The organism is Telluria sp. RB2R28, from assembly GCF_059685835.1.
This window is the reverse complement of the sequence record NZ_JCASIK010000001.1, coordinates 1,070,603-1,096,924: the sequence shown is the minus strand read 5'-3', so window position 1 is coordinate 1,096,924 and position 26,322 is coordinate 1,070,603. Positions and strand designations below refer to the sequence as shown.

Below are 26,322 nucleotides of genomic sequence, written 5' to 3'. Positions count from 1 at the left end.
CAACTATGTTTCGCGGCCCTGCGCCGATGGCAGGCGATGCTGCGCGTACGTTTCACGCAGCCGGTTCTTCTGGATCTTGCCGGTGCCGCCAACGGGCAGGCTGTCGGCAAACACGACGTCGTCCGGCGTCCACCAGCGCGCGACCTTGCCGTCAAACCAGCTGATCAACGCGTCGCGCGTGACGTCCATGCCGGGCCGGCGCACGACCACCAGCAATGGGCGCTCGTCCCATCTCGGGTGCGCGACGCCAATGCAGGCCGCCTGCAGCACGGCCGGATGCGCCATCGCCACGTTTTCCAGGTCGATGGTGCCGATCCATTCGCCGCCGGACTTGATCACGTCCTTGCTGCGGTCCGTGATCGCCAGATAGCCGGCGGCATCGATCGTGGCGACGTCGCCCGTCGGGAACCAGCCATCGACCAGCACATTGCCGCCCTCCTCGCGGAAGTAGCCGGAGACGACCCATGGCCCCTTCACCAGCAGATGGCCATAGGTCACACCATCCCAGGCCAGTTCGGCGCCAGCGTCGTCGACGATCTTCATGTCGACGCCGTAGATGGCGTGGCCCTGCTTGCGCAGCACGGCGCGCTGCGCCTCTGGCGACAGTGCCTGGTGCGCGCTATTCAATGTGCAGGCCGTGCCCAGTGGGGACATCTCGGTCATGCCCCAGGCATGCACGACCTCGATGCCGAACCGGTCCATCAGCGTGTCCATCAGCGCCGGCGGGCAGGCCGAACCGCCGATCACCGTGCGGCGGAACGTGGAGAACGCCAGATCGTGCTCGATGACATGGTTGACCAGCCCCAGCCAGACCGTAGGCACACCCGCCGAGAACGTTACGCCCTCACCTTCGAACAGGTCGTACAGCGAGCGCCCATCGAGAGCCGGGCCGGGAAACACGAGCTTGGCGCCCGACAGCGGCACCGAGTACGGCAAGCCCCATGCGTTCACATGGAACATCGGCACCACCGGCAGCACAACGTCGCGCGACGATACATTGAGCGCGTTCGGCATGGCCGATGCGTACGCGTGCAGGACCGTCGAGCGATGCGAATACAGTGCGCCTTTCGGGTTGCCGGTCGTGCCGGACGTGTAGCACAGGCTGGCGGCCGAGCGTTCGTCGAACTGCGGCCAAGCATAGTCATCGCTCTGCGTGCCGATCAGGTCTTCGTAGCACAGCAGGGTGTCGATGCCCGTATCACGTGGCAGCGCCGCACTGTCGCACAGGGCCACCCAGGCCTTGACGCCCGTGCAGGTACGCGCCAGCGCAGTGACAATCGGCAGGAAGGTCAGGTCGAAGAACAGCACCTGGTCGTCGGCGTGGTTGACGATATAGGCGATCTGTTCAGCGTGCAGACGGGGATTGATCGTGTGCAGCACGGCGCCGGAACCCGAGACGCCGTAATACAGTTCCAGGTGCCGGTAGCCATTCCAGGCGAGCGTAGCCACCCGGTCGCCCATGGCAATGCCCAGGCTGTCCAGCGCATTGGCCAGTTGGCGCGAGCGGGCCGCCGCGTCGCGCCAGGTGTAGCGGTGCAGGTCACCTTCGACGCGGCGCGAGACGATGTCGCCATCGCCATAGTGGCGCGCGGCGAATTCGATGATGCCGGAGACCAGCAGCGGTGCATCCATCATCTGGCCTTGCAAGGGACTCATCGGGTAATCAGGCATGTGGGCTCCGGGGTTCAAGGGTTATCAAGCTCAGCGGCAACGTAGAAAGTGTCGTGCGCGATGCGGCGCGGCGTCAACGCAATTCGATGATGCAGCGCATCATCGCCCATGCGCCCCTCGACTGACGTCGTTACAGGGTGTAACGCGCGCGAACCGGCGTGCCCGATCACGCGTAATATCGCGGTCGGGTAAAATCGTTTCATTGCCGACCACGCCAACGAGGACTGCTATCACTGCCGACGAACTTGCACTGAACAATTCCTTCGCCGAATTGCCGCCAGCGTTTTACACGCGCCTGATGCCCACGCCATTGCCTGCGCCGCACTTCATTGCGGCCAGCAAACCTGCGGCCGCCCTGATCGGGCTGACCGTCGAGGACCTTGCGCGCCCCGATTTTGTCGAAGTCTTCACCGGCAACAAGGTGGCGCCGCGTTCGCAACCCCTTGCCGCCGTGTATTCCGGCCACCAGTTCGGTGTCTGGGCGGGCCAGTTGGGCGATGGCCGCGCGATCACGCTGGGCGATATCGCCACCCCCGCCGGGCCGATGGAAATCCAGCTCAAGGGCGCCGGGCGCACGCCGTATTCCCGCATGGGCGACGGCCGCGCCGTGCTGCGCTCGTCGATCCGCGAGTTCCTGTGTTCCGAGGCGATGGCGGCGCTGGGCATTCCCACCACGCGCGCGCTGTCCCTGACCGGTTCGCCCCAAGGGATCGCCCGCGAAACGCTCGAGACGGCCGCCGTCGTGGCGCGCATGGCGCCGACGTTTGTTCGCTTCGGCTCGTTCGAGCACTGGGCCTCGCACGACCGCCAGGACGAACTGCGCCTGCTTGCCGATTACGTCATCGGGCAGTTCTATCCTGAACTCGCCGGCGAGGCCAATCCCTACGCGGCGCTGCTGGCTGAAGTCACGCGCCGCACGGCGCGCATGATTGCGCACTGGCAGGCCGTGGGCTTCATGCATGGCGTAATGAACACCGACAATATGTCGATCCTGGGCCTGACGCTCGACTATGGCCCGTTCGGCTTCATGGAAGCATTCGACGCCCGCCACATCTGCAACCACACGGACCAGGGCGGGCGCTATTCCTATGCCAACCAGGTGCCAGTGGGCCACTGGAACTGCTACGCGCTGGGCAATGCCCTGCTGCCGCTGATCGGCGAGCCCGAAGTGGCCGAGGAAGCCCTGGCTGTCTACCGGCCCGAATTCGGCCGCCAGATGGACATCCTGATGCACGGCAAGCTTGGCCTGCTCGAGACCCAAGAAGGCGACGCCAAGCTGTTCGAAGACACGATCGAGCTGCTGCAGGCCAATCACGCCGACTTCACGCTGTTCTTCCGCCTGCTGGGCGACCTGCAGGTTAACGCGCCAGAGCACGATGAACCGCTGCGCGACCTGTTCATCGACCGCGCCTCGTTCGACGCTTGGGCCGCAATCTACCGCACCCGCCTGCGCAGCGAACACAGCGTGGACGCGACCCGGCGCGCTGCGATGAACCTGGTCAATCCCAAGTACATCCTGCGCAACTACCTGGCCCAGACGGCCATCGAACAGGCCCAGAACGGCGACTTCAGTGGCGTGCACAAGCTGCTGGCCGTGCTCGAGCGCCCGTTCGACGAACAACCCGACAACGCCGCCTACGCCGAGCTGCCGCCCGATTGGGCCGCGCATCTCGAAGTGAGCTGCTCTTCATAACGTAATTAACGAGACACGAGGAAACCACATCATGACCGACAAAGTCACCAAGACCGACGCCGAATGGCGTAACCAGCTCGACCCGATGGAATACGAAGTCACGCGGAACGCGGCCACCGAACGCGCCTTTACCGGCAAGTTCTGGGACCACCACGAGCATGGCATTTACAGCTGCGTCTGCTGCAACACGCCGCTGTTCGAATCGGACACCAAGTTCGACTCGGGCTGCGGCTGGCCCAGCTACTTTCGCGCGCTCGATCCGGCCAATGTGATCGAGAAAACCGACCGCACGCACGGCATGGTGCGCACCGAAGTCATTTGCGGCGTCTGCGACGCCCACCTGGGCCACGTGTTCCCGGATGGTCCGCCGCCAACCGGCCTGCGTTATTGCATCAATTCCGCCTCGATGCGGTTCGACCCGGCCTGAGAGTGAATGCACGATGAAATTCCTGTTCGACTTTTTCCCGGTCCTGCTGTTTTTCGGCGTCTACAAGTATGGCGACAGCAACCAGGCCTGGGCGCATCGCATGGCCGTCGAGTATCTGGGGCCATTGATTGCGGGCGGCGGCGTGCCGCCGTCACAGTCGGCGATCCTGCTGGCCACTGCCGTGGCCATCATCGCCACCGTGTGCCAGGTCGGTTACCTGCTGGCACGCGGGCGCAAGGTCGATAACGCGATGTGGCTGACGCTGGGCGTGATCCTCGTCGCCGGTGGCGCCACGATCTATTTCCACGACGACCTCTTCATCAAGTGGAAGCCGACGATCCTGTACTGGGCATTCGCACTGGGTCTGTTCATCGCACAAGTGTTTTATCGCAAGAACCTGATCCGCTCGGTCATGGAACCGAACATGAAGCTGCCCGAGCCGTTCTGGAACCGCATCGGCTACATCTGGATGGCGTTCTTCGTCGCCATGGGTTTGCTGAACCTGTTGATGGCCTTCGTGGTCTTCCATAACGATACCGGCGCCTGGGTCAGCTTCAAGCTGTTCGGCTTCACCGCCATATTCTTTGCCTTCATCATGATTCAAACGATGATGCTCTACAAATATATCAAGGAGGAAGACGCATGACCAATCTGACAGACAAAAGCGATCGCGAACCACGCATGCGCGCCCAGCTCGAAGCCGAGCTGGCCCCTACCCTGCTCGAGATCAGCGACGACTCGCACCTGCATGCGGGCCACGCCGGCGCGGCCTCCGGCGGCAGCCATTATTCGGTCAAAATCGTGTCGTCGCGCTTCGAAGGACTCAAGCTGGTCATGCGCCATCGTCTTGTGTATGATGCCGTGCACGATATGATCAACAAGGCGGAAATCCACGCTCTGGCCATCAACGCCATCGCGCCTTCCGAGCTGACCTGAAAGCGGGTTTTCAGGCAGTTTTAAGAAATTTGCCCGACAATCGAACAGATAAGTACAGCACCTGAACTTCTCTCGCCCAGTTAAAACCCGTCACAGGAATACACATGACCTTTAAGCCTGCTCGCCTGCTGTTAGCCCTCGTTGCCATCGCATCGGCCCCGGCCTTTGCCCAGAACATCGCAGTGGTCAACGGCAAGGCGATTCCTTCGGCACGCGCCGACGCCGTCGTCAAGCAGGTCGTTGCCCAGAACCAAGGCAAGGACTCGCCAGAGCTGCGCGAAGCCGTCAAGAACGACCTGATCGCCCGCGAAGTGCTGATGCAAGAGGCTGTCAAGCAAGGCTGGGACAAGAAGCCTGAAGTGCGCGAAGCCATGGACAGCGCCCGCCAGTCGATCGTCGTCAATGCACTGGCCCGCGACTACATCGCCAAGAACCCGGTGACCGACGCCGAGATCAAGGCCGCCTACGACAAGGTCAAAGCTGAAACGGGCGACAAGGAATACCACGTCCGCCACATCCTGATGACGACCGAAGCCGATGCCAAGGCAGCCATTGCGAAGATCAAGGGCGGCGCCAAGTTCGAAGACGTCGCCAAGACGTCGAAGGACACCGGCACCGCCAACACCGGCGGCGATCTGGACTGGGTCACCCCGAACACGATGCCGCCTGAATTTGCGGCCGGCTTCACCAAGCTCGCCAAGGGTGCAGTCACCGACGTGCCGGTCAAGACCAATGCCGGTTACCACGTAATCAAGCTGGACGACACCCGCGCGACCAAGCTGCCACCGATGGAGCAGGTCAAGCCACAGATCTCCGAGACGCTCGCGCAAGAGAAGCTGCGTGACTTCCAGGAGCAAATGGTCAAGAAGGCAAAGGTGCAGTAAGATGTGCTGTCGCCGGCGCGCACACCGCGCGCCGGCATTCGTCGCCTGCGGCGATACTTTTCGAGTTTATATAGGATCTCAACGATGATTTTGAAGCCAGCCAGCCTGTTGTTCGCCATGATTGCAGTCGTTGCCGTGCCTGCCCTCGCGCAGAACGCCGCTACCGTCAATGGCAAGGCAATCCCGCAAGCTCGGGTCGACCAGCTGGTCAAGCAGGTCGTGGCCCAGGGCCGCGCTGCGGACTCCCCTGACCTGCGCGAAGCGATCAAGAAAGACCTGATCAGCCGTGAAGTATTGATCCAGGAAGCCGACAAGCAGAACATCGGCGCCCGCGCCGACGTCAAGTCGGCCATCGACAATGCCCGTCAAAGCATCATCATCAACGCGATGCTGGCGGATTACGTCAAGAAGAACCCGATCAAGGATGCCGACGTCAAAGCCGAGTACGACAAGCAGAAAGCGCTGATCGGCGACAAGGAATACCACGCGCGTCACATCCTGGTCGATTCCGAAGCCGATGCCAAGGGCATCATCGCCAAGCTGAAAGCGGGCGGCAAGTTCGATGAACTGGCCAAGCAGTCGAAAGACGGCAGCGCACAGAACGGCGGCGACCTGGGCTGGGCCAGCGCGGCCACCTATGTGCCTGAGTTCTCGAAAGCCATGGTCGCTCTGCAAAAAGGCGCCATCACCGAAACGCCTGTGAAATCGCAGTTCGGTTACCACGTCATCAAGCTGGAAGACGTGCGCGCAGCCAAGGTGCCGGCGCTGGAAGAAGTCAAGCAGCAAGTCACCGAAGGCCTGCAGCAGCGTCAGCTGGCAGCCTATCGCGAGACCCTGGTCAAGAAAGCCAAAGTGCAGTAATTCCTGCCCGGCTTGACCGCAAAGAGCGCACCTAAGGGTGCGCTCTTTTTATTTGGAGGCTGGCGTTTATGCATCCCGTATTTCGTGAGGCGGCGTACAACGATCTACCGCACATGAGCCGCATCCGCCTGGCGGTGACCGAGAACGTTCTGCGCGACCCGGCGCGGATCACACCGCAGATGTATGCCGATTTTCTGGAGAAGGATGGACGCGGCTGGGTGGCGCTGGTCGATGGCGAGATCGTCGCGTTCAGCTATGCCAACCGGATCGATGGGTCAATCTGGGCGCTGTTCGTCGATCCGCGTTTCGAGGGGCAAGGGCTGGGCAAGCAGTTGCTCGCGCTGGCAACGGACTGGTTGTTCTCGCTGGAGTTCACACGGGTGACACTCAGCACCGGGACGCACACCAGAGCCGCACAATTCTATACGCGCCGGGGATGGCGACTTGCATCATCGAGCACTGGCGACAGCGACTTCGTTCTCGACAGCCCGTAGGGTGGACGGCTATGCCGCCCACGCGTTCAAACTCGCTTGATGTCGTGGCGCGGCAAGGTTCGTTGGGCGCGTGGACGGCGAAGCCGTCCACCCTACGGCCGAGGTCGTGTCCGAATGTCAGACCTGACCCCGGCTGCGATTTTATACGCGACTGGGATGGCAGCTCGCATCATCGGGCGCTGGCGACTGCGTCTTTTTTCTCGACCGCTCGTAGGGTGGACGGCTATGCCGCCCACGCGTTCAAACTGGCTTGATGTCGTGGCGCGGCAAGGTTCGTTGGACGCGTGGACGGCGAAGCCGTCCACGCTACAGCCGAGGTCGTGTCCGAATGTCAGACCTGACCCCGGCTGTGCTACAGCAAAAAAAACGCCTCTGGAGAGGCGTTTTTCATTTCAGCCAGCCGATCAGCCAACCCACTTGCGTGCGTTGCGGAACATTCGCATCCATGGCGACTCGTCGCCCCAGGATTCCGGTGCCCACGAATGCACCGAGGCGCGGAACACGCGCTCAGCGTGCGGCATCAGGACCGTGAAGCGGCCATCGGCCGTTGTCACCGACGTCAGTCCGCCCGGCGAGCCGTTCGGGTTGAACGGGTAGGTTTCGGTAGCCTGGCCGCGGTTGTCGACGAAGCGCATTGCCTTGATTGAGGCGTCGTAATCGCCCGTCAGCGAGAAGTCGGCGAAGCCTTCGCCGTGCGCGATGGCGATCGGCGCGTGGGTGCCGGCCATGCCCTGGAAGAAGATCGATGGCGAGTCCAGCACTTCGACCATGCCGAAGCGCGCTTCGAATTGCTCCGACTTGTTGCGCGTGAATTTCGGCCAAGCCTGCGCGCCCGGGATGATCGATTTCAGGTTGCTCATCATCTGGCAGCCGTTGCAGACGCCCAGGCCGAAGGTGTCCTGGCGCGCGAAGAAGCGGGCGAACTGGTCCGCGAGCTGCGGGTTGAACAGGATGGTCTTGGCCCAGCCTTCACCGGCACCCAGCACGTCGCCGTACGAGAAGCCGCCCACGGCGATCACGCCATGGAAGTCGTCCAGCTTGGCGCGGCCGGCGATCAGGTCGCTCATGTGCACGTCGATCGCTGCGAAGCCCGCCTGGTGCATGACCCAGGCCGTTTCGATGTGCGAGTTGACGCCCTGCTCGCGCAGGATCGCCACGCGTGGGCGCTTGCCGGTCGCGATGAACGGTGCAGCGACATCTTCGTCCAGGTTGAAGCTGATCTTCGGCGTCATGCCGATATCGTGCTCGTCGAGCAGGCGGTCGTATTCGGCGTCCGCGCACTCTGGATTGTCGCGCAGGCGCGCGATGCGCCAGCTCGTCTCGCTCCACAGGCGGTGCAGGCTGCTGCGTTGTTCGTTGTAGATGACTTTCGCGTCGCGCGTGAATTCAATCGCGCCACGGTCATTCAGTTTGCCGATGATATGGCTGCAAGCGCCCAGGTTCGCTTCGCGCAGCACGTTCATGACGGCTGTCTTGTCCTCCACGCGCACCTGGAACACGGCGCCCAGTTCTTCGCTGAACAGCGCGCGCAGCGTCATTTCGTTGCGGCGCTCGGCCACCTGGCCGGTCCAGTTCTTGGCATCGCCCCAGTCGGCGCCGTGGCCGCTCTCCATCGTCAGGATGTCGAGGTTGACCGACACGCCGGTACGGCCGGCAAAAGCCATCTCGGCCAGCGTCGCGAACAGGCCGCCGTCCGAACGGTCGTGGTAGGCCAGCAGCTTGCCGTCCTTGTTCAGCGCCTGGATCGCGCCGAACAGCGCTTTCAGGTCGTCCGGCGAATCGACGTCCGGCACCGAGTCACCCAGTTGCTGCGTGACTTGCGCCAGGATCGAGGCGCCCAGGCGATTCTTGCCACGGCCCAGGTCAACCAGGATCAGGGCGGTCTCGCCCGCATCGGTCCGCAGTTGGGGCGTGAGCGAGCGGCGGATATCGGCCACCGGCGCGAACGCCGAGACGATCAGCGACACCGGCGAGATCACGGCTTTCGATTCGCCAGCGTCGTTCCACGTCGTGCGCATCGACAGCGAATCCTTGCCGACCGGGATCGACACGCCCAGCGCCGGGCACAGTTCCATGCCGACGGCTTTCACGGTGTCGAACAGTGCGGCGTCCTGGCCTGGCTGGCCGCAGGCCGCCATCCAGTTGGCTGACAGCTTGATGTCCGAGATGTCGTTGATCGCGGCAGCCGCGATATTCATGATCGACTCGGCCACGGCCATCCGGCCCGACGCAGCGGCGTCGATGACGGCCAGCGGCGTGCGCTCGCCCATCGCCATCGCTTCGCCGAGGAAGCCTTCGTAGGCCATTGCCGTGACGGCGCAATCGGCCACCGGCACCTGCCACGGGCCGACCATCTGGTCGCGCACCGTCATGCCGCCAACCGTGCGGTCGCCGATCGTGATCAGGAACGATTTGTCGCCCACGGTGGGATTCTGCAGCACGCGGCGCGCCGCTTCCACCAGCTCGATGCCGGTCAGGTCCACCGGCGGGAACGTGTTCTGCACGTGCTGCACGTCGCGCGTCATCTTTGGCGGTTTGCCGAGCAGGACGTCCATCGGCATATCGACCGGCGACGCATTCGGGCCACCGGACTGCTCTTCGTCGATCAGGCGCAGCTGACGCTCTTCGGTCGCGGTGCCGACGACGGCAAACGGGCAACGCTCACGCTCGCACAGCGCGGCGAACTTCGCCAGGCTCTCGGGCGCGATCGCCAGCACGTAGCGTTCCTGCGATTCATTCGACCAGATTTCTTTTGGCGCCAGGCCGCTCTCTTCGAGCGGCACCTTGCGCAGATTGAAGATCGCGCCGCGCTTGGCGTCGTTGACGATTTCCGGGAACGCATTCGACAAGCCGCCCGCGCCCACGTCGTGGATCGAGATGATCGGATTGTGCGCGCCCAGCTGCCAGCAGCCGTTGATCACTTCCTGTGCGCGGCGTTCCATTTCCGGGTTGCCGCGCTGGACCGAATCGAAGTCCAGGTCGGCCGTATTGGTGCCGGTGGCCATCGACGACGCGGCGCTGCCGCCCATGCCGATGCGCATGCCGGGGCCGCCCAGCTGGATCAAGAGGCTGCCGACCGGGATTTCATCTTTGTGCGTGTGCGCGGCCGAGATGCTGCCGATGCCGCCGGCGATCATGATCGGCTTGTGATAGCCGTAGACCGCGCCTGCTGCGCCGACGTTCTGTTCATAGGTGCGGAAGTAGCCGCCCAGTACCGGCCGGCCGAATTCATTGCTGAATGCGGCGCCGCCGATCGGGCCTTCGATCATGATCTGCAGTGGCGAGGCAATGCGTTCCGGCTTGCCGTACAGCGCATCCGAGCGCACCTGGCCCGTCACGTCCGACGCGTTTTCCCACGGCCGCACGGCATCGGGGATCACCAGGTTCGACACCGTGAAGCCGGCCAGGCCCGCCTTCGGCTTGGCGCCGCGGCCCGTTGCGCCTTCGTCGCGGATCTCGCCGCCGGCGCCGGTGGAGGCGCCCGGGAACGGCGAGATCGCGGTCGGGTGATTGTGCGTCTCGACCTTCATCAGGGTGTGCACGAGCTCCGTCGACGGGCCGTACTCTTCGCCGTCGCGCGGGAAGAACCGGGTGACGGTGGCGCCTTCGATGATCGACGAGTTGTCGCTGTAGGCGACGACCGTGCCGCGCGGGTTCAGCTGGTGCGTGTTCTTGATCATGCCGAACAGCGAGATGCTCTGCTTCTCGCCGTCGATGACCCAGTCGGCATTGAAGATCTTGTGGCGGCAGTGCTCCGAGTTCGCCTGCGCGAACATCATCAGCTCGACGTCGGTCGGGTTGCGCTGCGCCTTGGTGAAGGCGTCGTTCAGGTAATCGACTTCGTCGTCCGACATCGCCAGACCGAGTTCGGTGTTGGCGCGCACCAGTGCAGCGCGGCCAAGACCCAGCACGTCGATGCTCTCGAGCTGCTTGCCCTCGAGTTCATTGAACAGGTGCTGCGCGTCGTCGGCATTGCGCAGGACGGTATCGGTCATGCGGTCGTGCAGCAGGCCGATGACTGCCTGCAGCTCGTCGGCCGCCAGCTTCTTGGGCGCGCCGAAGCTGCTGCCAAGGATGCCGGTCTTGAGCACGACGGTGTAGCCGATGCCGCGCTCGATGCGGTGGACATGGCCCATGCCGCAGTTGCGCGCGATATCGGTCGCTTTCGAGGCCCACGGCGAAATGGTGCCCAGGCGCGGGATGACGAAGAATGCTTCGGTCACGCCTTCGTACAGGGTCTCCGGCGCAGGCTCGCCATAGGTGAGCATGGCCGACAGGCGCGACGTATCGTCGATGGACAGTGGCGCGCTGGTGTCGATGAAATGGTAGAAACGGCCCTGGACGGCGGCAATCGACGGGGCGACAGCTTGCAGTTGGCTCAGGAGGCGTTGGCTACGGAAGGCGGACAGGGCATTGGAACCCGGCAGAATCAACATGGCTTGGACAGTCGGTTGATGCAGCGTCGCTGCTAGGGTGGAAGATAGGCCGGTATTATACAGCCTCGCCCCTCTGGCCGGGCCGCCATCGACGACCGGCCGGCACCCCGCGCACGCAGCGAGCCGGTTTCCTTGATCGATTCCGCACTTGCCGGTATCTTAACGGTGGACAATCTTGCGATGTGCGCCGTCCGGCGTACGCGGCCAGAGCAGACGAGAGCGACGATGCAAGAAAACGCGAACCTGGCGGTGCTGGTGGTCGATCCCAATCCGGGCATGCGCACCAGCCTGCAAAACATGCTGGGCCTGGCCGGCATCACGAAGATCGAACACGCGGTCAATGCCAACACGGCGATCCGCCAGCTGCAGCAGCGCGCGTTCGACATCATCCTGTGCGAATACGACCTGGCCAGCGGCGCCGGCGAAGGCCAGGACGGCCAGCAACTGCTGGAAGACCTGCGCCAGCATCGCCTGATCACACCATCGACCATTTTCATCATGCTCACGTCCGAGGCCGAGCGCGACAAGGTCGTCAGCGCCGCCGAACTGGCCCCCACCGACTACCTGCTCAAGCCGTTCACGGTCGACTTGATCAGCACACGCATCAAGCGCGCGCTCGATCGCCGCGGCGCCCTGCTCCCGGCCTGGCAGCTGGCCGCGCAAGGCAGGCTGCGCGAGGCGATCCTCGCGTGCGCCAATGGCGCCCAGGCGCAGCCGCGCTTTGCGGCCGACCTCGCACGCGTGCGCGCCGAACTGCACACGACGCTGGGCGAACATGCCGAGGCCGCCGCCGTCTACCGCGACGTCCTGGCCGAACGCCCGCTGGGCTGGGCGGCGCTGGGCCTGGCGCGCACGCTGCTCGCGCTGGGCCAGGGCGACGACGCCCGCGCAATCCTGGAGGAACTGCTGGCGACCAACCCGCGCCTGATGGCCGCCTACGACCTGCTGGCGCGCAGCCTCGAAGCGGACGGCGAGCCGGCACTGGCCCAGGCCGTGCTGGCCGATGCGGTGGCCATCTCGCCTCACGTCGTGGGGCGCCTGCGCAAACTGGGCGAGCTCGCACTGGCCACAGGCGACATGGCCGTGGCCGAGACGTCGTTCCGCCAGGTCGTGGGCAAGGCGCGCTACTCGGCGTTTCGCGATCCCGAAGACCACGTCAGCCTGGTCAAGACGCTGGTGGCGCGCGGCGACCTGCTGCAGGCCAGCGGCGCGATCCGCGACCTCGAACGCACGCTGCGCGCGTCCCCGGGCTACGATGCCTGCCACGCTTATGCCAACGCACTCCTGCACGACAAGACCGGCAACAGCGGCGCCGCCGTGGCCGGCCTGCAGAACGCCGTGTCGGCAGTGCGCGCCAACAATGCGCTGTCTTCCAGCCTCAAACTCGAACTGGCGCGCGCCTGCCTGGCACACCGGCTCGACGAGCAGGCCGCCGGCGTCATGCTGACCGTGGTCAACGACGCCAGCAGCGGGGTCTCGCCCGACCAGGCAATGACGGTGTTCGTGAACGCCGGGCGCACCGACCTGCTGGAGAACATGGACCAGCAGCTCAAGGCACAGGCGCAGATCCTGCTGGGCGTGGCCGACGAAAAACGCAATATGGGCGACGTGCGCGGCGCGGTCCAGACGCTGCGCGAAGCACTGCACCTGGCGCCGCGCAACCTGCAGGTGATGGCCGCCACCGCCGGCGGCATTCTTCGTCAGATCAACGAGCTGGGCTGGGATCATCCGCTGGGCCAGACCGCCGCAGGGCTGCTGGACGGCATCCGGGCCCAGGATGCGCAGCATCCACGGCTGGCGACGCTGACCGAGGAATACCAGGCGGCGCGGCGCAAGTACGGGATTGCGGCTGGCTGAACGACGTGCTCATGACCCGCATCCTGGCCGGCCTGCTCTACGTCGCCATCGGCGCGACTGCCATCGCCGGGGCCGGCACGGCACGCGCCGCTGACGCGCAGTCGGCACTCAAGTACGATTTGTACGCCTGCCATCGCCCCGTCTGGCCCGCTGCCGCGCTGGCGCAGCACGCCAGCGGCACGACCACGCTCGAATTACGCATCCACGAACAAGGCTATCTCCTCGACGCGCGCGTGACCGGTTCTGCGGGCCGGGCCGACCTGGACGAGGCTGCGCTCGACAGCACGCGTGGGTGCACCTATCACGCGGTGGCGTCCACGGGCGAGGCGGCGGGCGGCTGGCTCAGGACGCAGTTCAAATGGTCATACACCGGCACATCCCCAGCGCCCGACGCGTCGCTGCTGGCGGCCACGACGGCGCAGGCGACCGGCGGCGATCCGTCGGCCCAGAACCGGCTCGGCACCTGGTACGAGCGTGGCACCCACGTCAAGACCGATCTCGCACAAGCCGCGCTCTGGTACGAAAGGGCAGCGCGGGCTGGCAATGCGCATGCACAGAACAATCTGGGCGTCCTGTACCTGCGCGGCGCTGGCGTAGCGCGCGACCGCCAGAAGGCAACCTGGTGGTACGCACAGGCGGCCGCACAGGGGCATGGCTGGGCGCAGGCCAACCTGGCCTGGAGCTACCAGCATGGCATGGGCAACGACCTCGACCCCGAACTGGCCACTGACTGGCTGACGCAAGCCGCCGATGGCGGCCTGCCTGACGCCCAGGTACGACTCGGCACCATGCTGATGCGCAGTGCAGTGAACGACGATGCACGCCATGCCGCTGCCGGCTGGCTGGCGCGCGCTGCGGCGCAGGATGACCCATCCGGGTTGTACCTGCTGGGCCGCACGTACGACTTGGGGCTCGGCAATGTGCAGGACGACGTCGAGGCAGCAGCGCTGTACCGCAAGGCGCTGGGCCGTAGCGACGGGCGGGCCGAGACTGCCCTCGGCGTCCTGCTCGATACGCTGCGCGCGCAGCCGCAGGTCGACGATGAAGCGGCGCTCCTGTACGAACGCGCCATGGGGGCGCGCCACGCGACGGCGTTCTACCGGTATGGGCTGCTGCTGGAACAGCGCGGCGAAGAAGCGCTGGCGGTAGCCCTGTACCAGCACGCCGCCGCGCAGCGCAACTGCGACGCCGTGTTCAGGTATGTGCAGTTGCGGCCCGCGGTGCTGGTGGCCGATCCCCGGGACAGCCATTCGCCGCAGTGGGCGCAGCTACAACGCTGGTGCAGTACCGGCCCCGCAATGCAGCCGCGCTTCGAATGATGCTGCAACCGGACCACAATCACATAGCATGGCACTGCCCTCTCTCGTTCTGACACTGCTGTCGGCGCTGACCTTCTGGCTCGCCATCACGATCTTCATCCTGCCGCCGCTGGCCGCGTATGCCGGTTATCGGGCGTATCGCATACAGCTGCAGCGGCAACCGCGCATGAGCCGGAGTCAAAAACTGCTGTGGATGCTGCCCATGCTGCTGGCCATCGTCGCCATGCCGCTCGAGTTGTACGTGCTCAATGCCGGCTATCGCGCCTAGGCCTGCCAACTTGACGCACTGCACAAGTTACGGTCTACTGTCGATGTCATTGTTATTACAGCGGCCCGATCGCCTTCCATTTTGCTCGACCTAATCAACGCCCTTCCCCGTAACCTCTTCCTGCCTCCCACCAGCCTGTTCCTGATCATCGCGCTGGGTTTATTGCTGTGGCGTTTCCGGCCCAGAGCCGGGCGCATCGTTGCCGGCACCGGGCTGGCCTTGCTGACCTTCATGTCGAGTAACGCCGGATCAAGCTTTTTGGTCGGGCCGCTGGAAAAGATGACCAAGCCGCTCGCGCGGCCCGAAAGTGCCGGCGCCCAGGCCATCGTCGTGCTGGCGGCGGGGCGATTGAGCAGCGCAGGCGAATACGATAACCGCGACATTCCCGACCACACCGCGCTGGCACGCCTGCGCTATGGCGCGCACCTGCAGCGGCGCACCGGCCTGCCCATCCTGGTCACCGGCGGCAATGGCGGCAGCGGCGCCGATCCGGCCACGATCGACATGGCCTATACCAAGGCCGACGCAATGGCCAGGGCGCTGCGCGAGGATTTCGGAGTACCGGTCAAGTGGATCGAGCGGCGCTCGCGCGATACAGGCGAAAATGCCATCTACAGCAATGTGCTGCTGCGCCCGGCAGGCGTCAAACGGATTTTGCTCGTGACCGATGCGATGCACATGCACCGCGCACGCAATGTGTTCGAACGCGAAGGTCTCGATGTGGTCGAGGCGCCAACGATGTTCGTCTATAGCCCGTACTACGGCTTCGATGCGTGGCTGCCGAGCGCGGAAGGCATGCGGCGCTCGTGGTATGCGACCTACGAATTACTGGGTTATGCGTGGTACCGAATCCGCGATCGCGAAGCACCAGGGGCAAAACAGGACCCGGTGGCGAGTCCGCCGCGCCGGACGGCGGTGGCGCCGCCGTTGACACCAGCGCCAGCGCCAGCGCTCGAACAAGCGCCGGCGCAGCTCGCCAATTAACGGACGTCGAGCAGCTCGACCTCGAACACCAGCGTGGCGTCCGGCGGGATCGGGCCTGCGCCGCCGGCGCCGTAGCCCATGTCGGCCGGCACGATCAGCGTGCGCTTGCCGCCGACTTTCATGCCCTGCACGCCCACGTCCCATCCCTTGATGACCTGGCCGGCGCCGAGCTGGAAGCTGAATGGCTCGCGGCCGATCGACGAATCGAACTCCTTGCCGCGCTGCTGCGGCGCCGCCGGCTCGTACAGCCAGCCGGTGTAGTTGACCACGGCGGTTGCGCCGGCAGTGGCTTCCTTGCCGGTGCCGACAACGGTGTCGATCTGTTGCGAGGCGACGGCTGGCGCGGTGGCGGTGCTGTCGGCGCTGGCAGCAGCGGGGGTAGCCGGTGCTTCGGCGCGCTTGCAGGCGGTGACCGTCAGGAGCATTGCCGCAACCAGGGCGGAGCAGGTCAGTACACGTTTCATGGTTTCTCTCGTAGGTGAATAATGTGGTGAAAATCGGTGCTGGTGCAGCATACAGGGCGCGCGGGCGCGCCACAATATGCTGCCCCTCGCTATGGCGTGCCGTAACCGCCGCCGCCCGGCGTCTCGATGACGAACACGTCGCCCGCGGCCATGTCGATCTTGCCGATATGCCCCACCTGCTCGATACGTCCGTCGGCGCGCTCGACGCTGTTCCGGCCGCGCTCTGCATCCCCGCCCCCAGCCATGCCGAACGGCGCGTGAATCCGGTTGTTCGACAGGATGGCCGCCGTCATCGGCTCTAAAAAGCGCACGCGGCGCACGCCGCCATTCCCGCCATGCCAGCGCCCCGCCCCGCCCGAACCGGGCCGGATCTCGTAACGCTCAAGCCGCACGGGGAAGCGGAACTCGAGGATTTCAGGATCGGTCAGGCGCGAGTTGGTCATATTGGTCTGGACCACGTCGGTGCCGTTGAAACCGTCGCCCGCGCCGGAGCCGCCCGAGATGGTCTCGTAATACTGGTAGCGGTCATTGCCGAACGTGAAATTGTTCATCGTGCCCTGCGCCGCCGCCATCACGCCCAGCGCGCCATACAGCGCATTGGTGATGCAGGTGGAGGTTTCGACATTGCCCGACACGACGGACGCCGGATAATGCGGATTGAGCATCGACCCGGGCGGAATGATCACCTCCAATGGTTTCAGGCACCCGGCGTTGAGCGGAATCTCATCGTCGACCAGCGTGCGGAATACGTACAGCACGGCCGCCATGCACACGGCCGACGGCGCGTTGAAGTTGTTCGGCAGCTGCCCCGATGTGCCAGTGAAGTCGATCTGGGCACTGCGCGCCGCAGCGTCCACGCGAATCGCGACGTCGATGTGCGCACCGTTATCGAGCTGGTAGTGGAAGCTGCCATCCTTGAGCGCCGAGATCACGCGCCGCACCGCCTCTTCGGCGTTGTCCTGCACGTGGCCCATATAGGCGCGCACGACGTCCAGGCCGAAGTGCGCGACCATCTTGTGCAGCTCTTCGACGCCCTTCTGGTTCGCGGCCACCTGCGCGCGCAGGTCGGCCAGGTTCTGGTCGGGATTGCGGGCCGGATAGCGCGCGCCCACCAGCAGCGCGCGCGCCGCGTCTTCACGCAGCACGCCATCCTGCCCGTCGATCAACTTGAAATTGTTGATCAGGACGCCCTCCTGCTCGATGTGGCTCGAGTCGGGTGGCATCGAGCCGGGCGTGGTGCCGCCGATGTCAGCGTGGTGGCCGCGCGAGCCGACGTAGAACAGGATCCCGGTGCCCGCTTCGTCGAACACGGGCGAGATCACCGTCACGTCGGGCAGGTGCGTGCCGCCGTTGTACGGGTCGTTCAGGATGTAGACGTCGCCTGCATGCATGCGGTCCGCGTTCTCGCGCATCACGGTCTTGATGCTCTCGCCCATCGAGCCCAGGTGCACCGGCATGTGCGGCGCATTGGCCACCAGGTTGCCGTCCTGGTCGAAGATCGCACAGCTGAAGTCCAGCCGTTCCTTGATGTTGACCGAGTGCGCCGTGTTCTGCAGGCGCAGGCCCATCTGCTCGGCAATCGACATGAACAGGTTGTTGAAGATCTCGAGCATCACCGGATCGGCCGTGGTGCCAATCGCGCGGCGTTCGGGCAAGGCTTCCACGCGCTGCAGCACCAGGTGGCCATACGGCGTCACGCGCGCTTCCCAGCCCGGCTCGACAACCGTGGTCGCATTGTCTTCGGCGATGATCGCCGGGCCGCGCACCGCGTGCCCCGGCTGCAGCGCGCCGCGCGCGTAGACACCGGTATCGTGCCAGCGGCCAGCGCTGTACATGCGCAGGGTGTCCTGCGGGGCCGCTTCGCCGCTTGGGGTGGTCGTCGCCACCACCTGCTCGGCCGGCGCATCGGACTGCCCAATGGCCTCGACCGACACCGCTTCGACGATCAGCGCGCGCGCCGGCATCAGGAATGAGTAGCGGCGTTTGTAGGCTTGTTCAAACTGCGCCGTCATCCCTGCCATGTCGCCCGCGAGCACGACGAGCGCCGAGTCGGTGCCTTCGTAGCGCAGGTGCACGCGTTCCACGAGCGTGATGCGCGCCGGCGCCACACCCTGCGTCTGCAACTGCGCGCGTGCGGCCTCGCCCAACACGCCGAGACGATCGGCCAGCGCCGGCAAGACCGCATCGACCAGGCGCTCTTCGACGGCCTGTTCGCGCATCGCACTCTGGTCGGCCAGCCCCATGCCGTAGGCCGACAGCACGCCGGCCAGCGAGTGGATGAATACCGTCCGCATGCCGAGGGCGTCGGCGACAAGGCACGCATGCTGGCCGCCGGCGCCGCCGAAACTGGTGAGAACATACTCGGTGACGTCGTGGCCGCGCTGCACCGAGATCTGCTTGATCGCATTCGCCATATTGCCCACCGCGATGGCGATGAAGCCTTCGGCCACGGCTTCCGGTGCAGGCCGTTTGCCCGTCGCGGCGCCAATCTCGTCGGCCAGTGCGTCGAAACGGCGGCGCACGGCGGCCACGTCCAGCGCTTCATCGCCGCGCGCGCCGAACAGGCGCGGGAAATAATCCGCCTGCACCTTGCCGAGCATGACGTTGCAGTCGGTGACGGCCAACGGGCCGCCACGCCGGTAGCTGGCCGGGCCGGGATTGGCGCCGGCGCTGTCGGGGCCTACGCGATAGCGGCTGCCGTCGAAGTGCAGGATCGAACCGCCACCAGCGGCGACGGTGTGGATGCTCATCATCGGCGCGCGCATGCGCACGCCGGCAACCTGGGTTTCGAACACCCGCTCGAACTCGCCCGCGAAGTGCGACACGTCGGTGGACGTGCCGCCCATGTCGAAGCCGATCACGCGCTCGAAGCCGGCCTGCCGGCTCGCGCGCACCATGCCGACGATGCCGCCGGCGGGGCCGGACAGGATGCTGTCCTTGCCCTGGAACGCGCGCGCATCGGTCAGGCCGCCATTGGACTGCATGAACTGCAGGTTCACGCCGGGCAGTTCGTCGGCCACCTGGTCGACGTAGCGGCGCAGGATCGGCGACAGGTAGGCGTCGACGACCGTCGTGTCGCCGCGCGCGACGAGCTTCATCATCGGACTGACTTCGTGCGAGACGGACACTTGCGTGAAGCCGATCGCGCGCGCGATGCGGGCCACCGCAGCTTCGTGCGCCGTGTAGCGGTAGCCGTGCATGAAGACGATGGCCAGCGAACGCAGGCCGGCGTCGAATGCCCGCTGCAGGCTGGCCTGCGTGGCCGCCTCGTCGAGCGGCTGCACGATATCGCCGTGCGCGCCGACGCGCTCATCGATCTCGATGACCTGCGCGTACAGCAGCTCGGGCAGCACGATGTGGCGGTCGAACAGGCGGGGCCGGTTCTGGTAGGCGATGCGCAGCGCGTCGCGGTAGCCGCGCGTGATCGCCAGCACCGTCGGCTCGCCCTTGCGCTCGAGCAGCGCATTGGTGGCCACGGTCGTGCCCATTTTTACCGCCTCGATGCCGGCCGCCGGCAGCGGCGCGCCCGCGGCGACGCCCAGCAGGTGGCGAATGCCTGCAACCGCCGCGTCGCGGTACTGCTCGGGGTGCTCGGACAGGAGCTTGTGCGTGACAAGTTGTCCATCCGGACGGCGCCCCACGATATCGGTGAATGTGCCGCCACGGTCGATCCAGAACTGCCAATCCATACTCACTCCCTGTGCTCACCAGATGATGGCAGCCATTGTAGTGCGGACGGCGCGCCAACGTTGGCGCGAATGCACGACAATGGTGGCATTCTCATTCACGCAAACGACCATGGCATACCCTCTTTACACCGTCGCGCAGCTGCGCGCCATCGAACACGCGGCCAGCAGCACGCTGGCGCCGGGCACCTTGATGACCCGTGCCGGCAAGGCCGCCGCTGACTATGCGCTCGAGTTACTGCGCGAATCAGCGGGCGCATCTCCGGATGACCTGCGTGGCGCGCCGGTGCTGGTGCTGGCCGGCCCCGGCAACAATGGCGGCGATGCACTCGAGGTGGCGGCCAACCTGGCCGAAGCGGGCGTCAACGCCACCGTGCTGCACTTGCCGGGCGAGGGCAACGACGACGCCTCGAGCGAAACCGCCGCGGCCTACGAGCGGGCGCGTTCCGGCACGGTCGGCTGGCTCGACATGCTGCCGCCCGATGGCCAGTGGGCGCTCGTCGTCGACGGCTTGTTCGGCATCGGCCTGACCCGCGCGCTCGCCGGCGAGTACCGCGACGTCGTCGCGGGCCTGGATGACGTGCGCTGTCCAATCCTGGCGCTGGACGTGCCGAGTGGCCTGGACGCCGACACGGGCGCCGTCATCGGCCCGGACGGTATCGCGGTGCGCGCCACACACACGATCACGTTCATCGCCGACAAGCCGGGCCTGCACACGGCCGACGGGCGCGATCACGCAGGTGTAGTGCGCGTGGACACGCTCGGCGTGGATGCTGCGGCCACGCCCACAACGGCAGCCATGAACGGGTTGCCGGCGTTTGCGCACTGCTTCACGGCGCGCCGCCAGAACTCGCACAAGGGCAGCTTCGGTGACGTCGCCGTGATTGGCGGCGCGCACGGCATGGCCGGTGCACCGGTACTGGCCGCGCGCGGCGCGCTGTATGCAGGCGCGGGGCGCGTGTATGTCGCGGCGCTGAACACGCCGCCCGGCTACGACAGCAGCCAGCCCGAAATCATGTTCCGCGCGGCCGACGACCTGGATCTGTTTGGGCGTACGCTGGTGCTCGGGCCGGGCATGGGCGACTCGGTCGACGCGATGCGGCTGGTGGCCAAGGCGCTCGACAGCGACTGCCCGCTGGTGCTCGACGCTGATGCGTTGAACCTGGTCGGCGCCAGCCCCGACCTGCAGGCGCGGCTGGCGCAGCGCACTGCGCCGGCCGTGCTCACGCCGCATCCACTGGAAGCGGCGCGCATGCTGGGCATGACGGTGTCGGTGGTGCAGGCTGACCGCCTGGCCAGTGCGCGCGAACTGGCGCAGCGCATGCATGCCGTCGTGATTCTCAAGGGGTCGGGCACCGTGATCGCCGGACCGGATGGCGCGGTGCTGATCAACCCGACCGGCAACGCGGGGCTGGCCACGGCAGGCAGTGGCGACGTGCTGGCAGGGATCTGCGGCGCCCTGCTCGCGCAAGGCTGGCCGGGCAAAGAGGCGGCAGCGGCGGCGGCCTGGCTGCATGGCGCGGCGGCCGACGCGCTGGTCGACGATGGCGTGGGGCCAATCGGCCTGACCGCGGGCGAGCTGCCGGCGGCAGTGCGCAAGGTGCTCAACGCGCAGGTGCGCGCAGGTGCACGCAGGTGCGCGCAGGCAGCTGATTAATTATTTGACGAGGCGGCCGGCGGCGATCGTGATCGTCCGGCCGCAGCGCGCGGCCATGCCCGGATCGTGCGTGACCAGCACCAGCGTCGAACCGCGCTCACGATTGAGTTCGAACATCAGCCCGATGATCGATTCGCCGGTGGCGGCATCGAGGCTGCCGGTGGGCTCGTCGGCAAACAGCAGCGGCGGCTGCGTGACAAAAGCACGCGCCAGCGCGACGCGCTGCTGCTCGCCGCCCGACAGAAACTTGGGGTAGTGCTTCAGGCGGCTGCCCAGGCCAACCCGGCCCAGCATGTCGGCGGCCTTTTCGCGTGCACCGGATTCGCCCCGCAATTCGAGCGGCAGCATCACGTTTTCGAGCGCGTTCAGGTGCGTGAGCAGCTGGAACGACTGGAACACGAAGCCCAGTTTGGCCTTGCGAAACGCTGCGCGGCCGTCTTCATCGAGCGCGAAGATGTCGGTGCCATCGAGGCGCACGGTGCCGGATGATGGCGTGTCCAGGCCGGCCAGCAGGCCGAGCAGCGTCGACTTGCCGGAGCCGGAAGCGCCGACGAGCGCGAGCGTCTCTGCCGGTTGCACGGTAAAATCAATCTCTTGCAGGATGGTTAGCTCGCCGCTGGCGTCTGCGACCTTCTTCGACAAGCCGCTGACCTCAATCGCGGGCGGCCGGCCTGTCATTACATCGACGTCAGTGACGTCATTTTTGAATGCCTCGGGATGATCACGCATGCTTGCTTTTCTTAAGAACGCAGTTCTCGGTAAATTAATTGTCGGCGCTGCACTGGGGTTGAGTCTGTCCCTGGCGGCGACGGCGAACGCTTATTCTGCACCAAAAACCGTCCTCGTGGTGGGCGACAGCCTGTCGGCCGAATACGGCATCGCACGTGGCGCCGGCTGGGTCGCGCTGCTCGAAAAAAAAATGAAGACCGAAAAAATCGACGCGAAGGTCGTCAACGCCAGCATCAGCGGCGAGACCACCAGCGGCGGCAAGGCGCGCCTGCCCGCCCTGCTGGGCCAGCACAAGCCGGACCTGGTCGTGATTGAACTGGGCGCCAACGACGGCCTGCGCGGCTTGCCCGTGCCGTCGGCGGAAGCGAACCTGCGCGCGATGATCGCCGCAGCACAGGCGCAGAAAGCGCGCGTGCTGCTGGTGGGCATGCGCATGCCGCCCAACTACGGGCGCGCCTACACCGAACGCTTCTTCGGCATGTTCCAGACCGTGGCGACGTCGACGAAGTCGCCGCTGGTGCCGTTCATGCTCGAGGGCGTGGCTGACAAACCGGCCCTGTTCCAGCAAGACCGCCTGCATCCGACCGCGCAGGCGCATCCCATCATCCTGAACAATATCTGGCCGACGTTCGAGAAAATGGTGAAGCAACCATGAAGTACCCGGAAGTCGCAGGGTTCGACGCCCTGCTCCCGCGCCTCGGTGAATTCGACACCATTATCGACGTGCGCAGCGAAGCCGAATTCGCACTCGACCATATCCCCGGCGCGATCAACTGCCCGGTGCTGAACAACGACGAACGCATCCTGATCGGCACGCTGTACAAGCAGACCAGCGCATTCGACGCCAAGAAGGCGGGCGCGCCGATCATCGCGCGCAATATCGCGCACCACATCGACACGCTGTTTCACGACAAGCCGCGCGACTGGCGTCCGCTGGTGTACTGCTGGCGCGGCGGCAACCGCAGCGGCGCGATGGCGCTGATCATGGCGCGCATCGGCTGGCCGGTGGCGCAGCTGGACGGTGGCTACAAGAATTACCGCGCCTGGGTCAGCGCGGCGCTGGCCGAGCCGCCTGCCGTTGATTTTCGCGTCGTCTGCGGCCCGACCGGCAGCGGCAAGAGCCGCCTGCTCGAAACGCTCGACGGCATCGGCGCGCAGGTGCTCGACCTGGAGCAGCTTGCCGCCCACCGCGGCTCGGTGCTGGGCCACTTGCCGAACGAACCACAGCCAAGCCAGAAGATGTTCGAGACGCTGGTGCTGGCCAGGCTGCGCAGCTTCGACCTGGCCCGCCCCGTATTCGTCGAGGCCGAGAGCAAGAAGGTCGGCAACCTGCGCGTACCTGATGCGGTGATGACCCGCATGCGCGCCGCGCCCTGCATCGACCTGCAACTGGCGCGTCCCGCGCGCGTGCGCCTGCTGATGGAAGACTACCAGCACTTCTGCGCCGATCCGTCGGTGCTGGCCGATCAGTTGACACACCTGACGCTGGTGCACGGCCGCGCGAAGATCGCCGACTGGCAGGCGATGGCGCAAGGCGGCGCGCTGCCGGCGCTGGTCGACGAGCTGCTGGTGCAGCACTACGACCCGGCCTACCTGCGCTCGATCGACCGCAACTTCGTGCAGTATCCGCAGGCGCAGGTGGTGGAACTGGCCGATATCGGCACCAGCGATTTTCTGGCAGCGGCGCGGCGCCTGCACGACGCGCCAGCCTGAGGCTACGGCGCGATAAGGCGGGTCTCGTCGATCGCAACATCCTGCCAGAGCGCGTCGTCGCCCGCGTGCTGCGCCGCCCACACGCGGTAGACGCCAGGTTCGATGGCAAAGCCCGGCGCGTCGTTGCCTACCCGGTAACGTGCAAGGATGCGCGGCTCGAGGTCGATCTCGACGCTGGAATGCTCGCCGGCTGCCAGCACCGTTTTGGTGAACCCGGCCAGGCGCTTGACGAAGCCGTCAGCGCCGGGTTTGGCGACATAGATCTGCACCACGACTGCGCCCGTGCGCGCACCGGTATTGGCCACCTCAACGCTCGCGGTGTAACGCCCGTCAACGCCCACGCGCAGAGCGCTCAGTGCAAACGTCGTGTACGACAAGCCGAACCCGAACGGGAACAGCGGCTGATGCCCTTCGCGCGCGAACCAGCGGTAGCCGACATCCGACCCGTCGATATCGTAGTCGAGCGCGATGATGCCGCCCTTGCGCGGCGTGGCGGGATTCGACGTCGTGGTCTCCGGATCGATCTGCCCGGGACGCGGCAACTGCGCCTCGCTGGCCGGGAACGTCACGGGCAAGCGGCCCGAGGGATTGACGCGCCCGAACAGCACGCCCGCCACGGCCGGCCCGCCGCCCGATCCCGGGTACCAGGCCGCCAGGATCGCGGCCACGCTGTCCCGCCACGGCATCGTGACGGGTCCGCCCGACTGGATGACGACGATCGTCGCCGGGTTGACACCGGCGATGGCCTCGATCAGCGCATCCTGGTCGTCAGGCAGTGCAAGGCCGACGGCATCCAAGCCTTCCGAGCGCCACTCCTGCGCGAACACGATCACCGCATCGGCCTCGCGCGCGGCGTCCAGTACCTGTTGCCGATCGGTGCCGTCGACGAACACGACGGCGCCTGCGCCGCTTTCTTCTTTGATTGCGGTAACGAGCGACGACGGCTGGACGACCTTGGCCACGTCCATCCCCATGATGCTGGTGCCGGACAGCTGCAGGCTGCCGATGGGCGTCACGGCCGACGAACCGCCGCCACACAGCACGCCATGGTCGGCATGCTCGCCGACGATCAGCAACCGGGCCAGGCGCTGCGGCAGCGGCAGCGTGGCGTTCCGGTTGGTCAGAAGTACGATGCCTTCCTCGGCTTCGCGCTGCGCAGTCAGCTTGTGCTGGCTGAAGTCGATCGGCTGCGTGCGATCGTCAGGCGGTGTCTCATCGAGCACCCCATCGAGCGCACCGACGTCAATCAGGCTCGTGAAGATACGCGCCACCATATCGTCGATGCGCGACTGCGGCACCTGGCCGTCGCGTACCGCGTCGCGCAGGGCCTGGCCAAAGTAATGCACATCGTCGAGATTGGCGCCCGATTGCACGTCCAGCCCTGCCAGCGCCGCCTTGACGGTCGAATGCGTGGCGCCCCAGTCCGACATGACCCAGCCGGCGTAACCCCATTCATCCTTGAGCACCTGCTGCAGCAGGAACGCGTTTTCGGATGCGTAATGGCCGTTGACCAGGTTATAGCCGGGCATGACGGCGCCCGGCTTGCCAATCTCGATGGCGATCTGGAACGCCAGCAGGTCGGATTCGCGCAGCGCCGCTTCGCCCAGGTTCGCGCTGACCATCACGCGCCCCGTTTCCTGGCCGTTGGCGACGAAATGCTTGACGGTCGAGACAACGCCCTGCGCCTGGATGCCGGCGACCGAGTGGCCAGCCACTACGCCGGTGAGCAGCGGGTCCTCACTGATGTATTCGAAATTGCGCCCGCCGCGCGGTTCGCGAATCAGGTTCGCGCCGCCTGCAAGCTGCACATTGAAGCCCTTGGCCCGGGCTTCGCGCCCGACCAGCGCGCCGCTGTCGTAAGCGAGCTGGCGGTTGAAGGTGGCGCCCAGCAGCAGCGAGCTGGGCAGGCCAGTCGCATGGTCGCCGGGGCGCACGCCGCCGATATTGCTGATTCCGAGACTGGCGTCGGCCTGCTGCATGGCAGGAATGCCCAGGCGCGGGATGCCGGGATAGAACGCGGCCGAGCCGATGGCGCCCTGCGCTTTGAGCTCGTCCGTAAGAGGAATGGCCATCGGGCCAGACAGCCAGGCGAACTTTTCGTCCCCGGTCATGCGCGCAACCAGGTCCTGGGCGCGCTGACGGCTCGTGGTGGCAGGGGTCAATGGAACGGTCCTTTCATGATTGCGCGTCGCTGATCCGTCCAGTGTTCCAGATGCCATCTTCCGGGTCGGTTAAGCACATCG

Annotated in this window: 21 protein-coding genes; 14 read left to right on the top strand and 7 right to left on the bottom strand. The window is 65.8% G+C overall.

Features of this window, described 5'->3' with window-relative positions; genetic code table 11:
* Positions 1–3: 3 nt before the first annotated feature.
* Together AC56LV_RS04900 and AC56LV_RS04895 are read right to left on the bottom strand one after the other, a co-directional pair.
* Positions 4–1,671, bottom strand: coding sequence for a 3-(methylthio)propionyl-CoA ligase (locus tag AC56LV_RS04900; RefSeq protein WP_499556290.1), 1,668 nt, complete (start codon positions 1,669–1,671; stop codon positions 4–6).
* Positions 1,672–1,685: 14 nt separating this feature from the next.
* A complete protein-coding gene (locus AC56LV_RS04895; protein WP_499556289.1) occupies positions 1,686–1,874 on the bottom strand; it encodes a hypothetical protein in 189 nt (62 codons plus the stop codon).
* On the opposite strand from AC56LV_RS04895, the gene AC56LV_RS04890 reads away from it, so the two are divergent.
* The 7 genes from AC56LV_RS04890 (at position 1,874) to AC56LV_RS04860 (ending at position 6,966) form a co-directional block, all read left to right on the top strand.
* A complete protein-coding gene (locus AC56LV_RS04890; protein ID WP_499556288.1) occupies positions 1,874–3,364 on the top strand; it encodes a protein adenylyltransferase SelO in 1,491 nt (496 codons plus the stop codon). The two genes, AC56LV_RS04895 and AC56LV_RS04890, sit on opposite strands and share 1 nt — an antisense overlap.
* Before the next feature lie 31 nt (positions 3,365–3,395).
* Positions 3,396–3,791: a peptide-methionine (R)-S-oxide reductase MsrB gene (msrB, locus tag AC56LV_RS04885; RefSeq protein WP_499556287.1), complete on the top strand. Its 396-nt coding sequence runs from the start codon at positions 3,396–3,398 to the stop codon at positions 3,789–3,791.
* Between the two features lie 13 nt (positions 3,792–3,804).
* On the top strand, positions 3,805–4,437 hold the full coding sequence (locus AC56LV_RS04880) for a septation protein A (protein ID WP_332532150.1): 633 nt from the start codon (positions 3,805–3,807) through the stop codon (positions 4,435–4,437).
* Positions 4,434–4,727: a BolA family protein gene (locus tag AC56LV_RS04875; RefSeq protein WP_499556286.1), complete on the top strand. Its 294-nt coding sequence runs from the start codon at positions 4,434–4,436 to the stop codon at positions 4,725–4,727. The genes AC56LV_RS04880 and AC56LV_RS04875 overlap by 4 nt, the downstream gene beginning before the upstream one ends.
* A 104-nt stretch (positions 4,728–4,831) precedes the next feature.
* Complete coding sequence (locus AC56LV_RS04870) at positions 4,832–5,611, top strand: peptidylprolyl isomerase (RefSeq protein ID WP_499556285.1); 780 nt, start codon at positions 4,832–4,834, stop codon at positions 5,609–5,611.
* 84 nt (positions 5,612–5,695) lie between these two features.
* Positions 5,696–6,472, top strand: coding sequence for a peptidylprolyl isomerase (locus tag AC56LV_RS04865; protein ID WP_499556284.1), 777 nt, complete (start codon positions 5,696–5,698; stop codon positions 6,470–6,472).
* Positions 6,473–6,585: 113 nt separating this feature from the next.
* The gene (locus tag AC56LV_RS04860) at positions 6,586–6,966 is read left to right on the top strand and encodes a GNAT family N-acetyltransferase (protein ID WP_499556283.1); all 381 of its coding nucleotides are present in this window, start codon (positions 6,586–6,588) and stop codon (positions 6,964–6,966) included.
* Between the two features lie 404 nt (positions 6,967–7,370).
* On the opposite strand, the gene purL is transcribed toward AC56LV_RS04860, so the two are convergent.
* On the bottom strand, positions 7,371–11,402 hold the full coding sequence (gene purL / locus AC56LV_RS04855; protein WP_499556282.1) for a phosphoribosylformylglycinamidine synthase: 4,032 nt from the start codon (positions 11,400–11,402) through the stop codon (positions 7,371–7,373).
* Between the two features lie 225 nt (positions 11,403–11,627).
* On the opposite strand from purL, the gene AC56LV_RS04850 reads away from it, so the two are divergent.
* The 4 genes from AC56LV_RS04850 (at position 11,628) to AC56LV_RS04835 (ending at position 15,830) form a co-directional block, all read left to right on the top strand.
* The gene (locus AC56LV_RS04850) at positions 11,628–13,259 is read left to right on the top strand and encodes a response regulator (RefSeq protein ID WP_499556281.1); all 1,632 of its coding nucleotides are present in this window, start codon (positions 11,628–11,630) and stop codon (positions 13,257–13,259) included.
* A gap of 11 nt (positions 13,260–13,270) precedes the next feature.
* Positions 13,271–14,578 carry a TonB family protein gene (locus AC56LV_RS04845; protein ID WP_499556280.1) on the top strand — a complete coding sequence of 436 codons (1,308 nt, stop codon included), beginning with the start codon at positions 13,271–13,273 and terminating at the stop codon, positions 14,576–14,578.
* Between the two features lie 28 nt (positions 14,579–14,606).
* Positions 14,607–14,846 (top strand): hypothetical protein, encoded by a 240-nt coding sequence (locus AC56LV_RS04840; RefSeq protein WP_499556279.1) that lies wholly within the window; start codon positions 14,607–14,609, stop codon positions 14,844–14,846.
* Between the two features lie 81 nt (positions 14,847–14,927).
* Positions 14,928–15,830: a YdcF family protein gene (locus AC56LV_RS04835; protein ID WP_499556278.1), complete on the top strand. Its 903-nt coding sequence runs from the start codon at positions 14,928–14,930 to the stop codon at positions 15,828–15,830.
* On the opposite strand, the gene AC56LV_RS04830 is transcribed toward AC56LV_RS04835, so the two are convergent.
* Positions 15,827–16,294, bottom strand: coding sequence for an FKBP-type peptidyl-prolyl cis-trans isomerase (locus tag AC56LV_RS04830; RefSeq protein ID WP_499556277.1), 468 nt, complete (start codon positions 16,292–16,294; stop codon positions 15,827–15,829). The two genes, AC56LV_RS04835 and AC56LV_RS04830, sit on opposite strands and share 4 nt — an antisense overlap.
* 89 nt (positions 16,295–16,383) lie before the next feature.
* Complete coding sequence (locus tag AC56LV_RS04825) at positions 16,384–19,983, bottom strand: hydantoinase B/oxoprolinase family protein (RefSeq protein ID WP_499556276.1); 3,600 nt, start codon at positions 19,981–19,983, stop codon at positions 16,384–16,386.
* A gap of 109 nt (positions 19,984–20,092) precedes the next feature.
* On the opposite strand from AC56LV_RS04825, the gene AC56LV_RS04820 reads away from it, so the two are divergent.
* A complete protein-coding gene (locus AC56LV_RS04820) occupies positions 20,093–21,637 on the top strand; it encodes an NAD(P)H-hydrate dehydratase (protein WP_499556275.1) in 1,545 nt (514 codons plus the stop codon).
* Here AC56LV_RS04820 and AC56LV_RS04815 read toward each other — a convergent pair whose 3' ends face one another.
* A complete protein-coding gene (locus tag AC56LV_RS04815; protein ID WP_183553667.1) occupies positions 21,638–22,315 on the bottom strand; it encodes an ABC transporter ATP-binding protein in 678 nt (225 codons plus the stop codon).
* A 49-nt stretch (positions 22,316–22,364) separates the two neighbouring features.
* On the opposite strand from AC56LV_RS04815, the gene AC56LV_RS04810 reads away from it, so the two are divergent.
* Positions 22,365–23,021, top strand: a complete 657-nt coding sequence (locus AC56LV_RS04810; RefSeq protein ID WP_499556274.1) for an arylesterase — start codon at positions 22,365–22,367, stop codon at positions 23,019–23,021.
* Positions 23,018–24,079, top strand: a complete 1,062-nt coding sequence (gene mnmH, locus AC56LV_RS04805; RefSeq protein ID WP_499556273.1) for a tRNA 2-selenouridine(34) synthase MnmH — start codon at positions 23,018–23,020, stop codon at positions 24,077–24,079. Before AC56LV_RS04810 ends, mnmH begins: the two co-directional genes overlap by 4 nt.
* 2 nt (positions 24,080–24,081) lie before the next feature.
* Here mnmH and AC56LV_RS04800 read toward each other — a convergent pair whose 3' ends face one another.
* The gene (locus AC56LV_RS04800) at positions 24,082–26,241 is read right to left on the bottom strand and encodes a beta-glucosidase (protein ID WP_499556272.1); all 2,160 of its coding nucleotides are present in this window, start codon (positions 26,239–26,241) and stop codon (positions 24,082–24,084) included.
* Positions 26,242–26,322 lie beyond the last annotated feature (81 nt).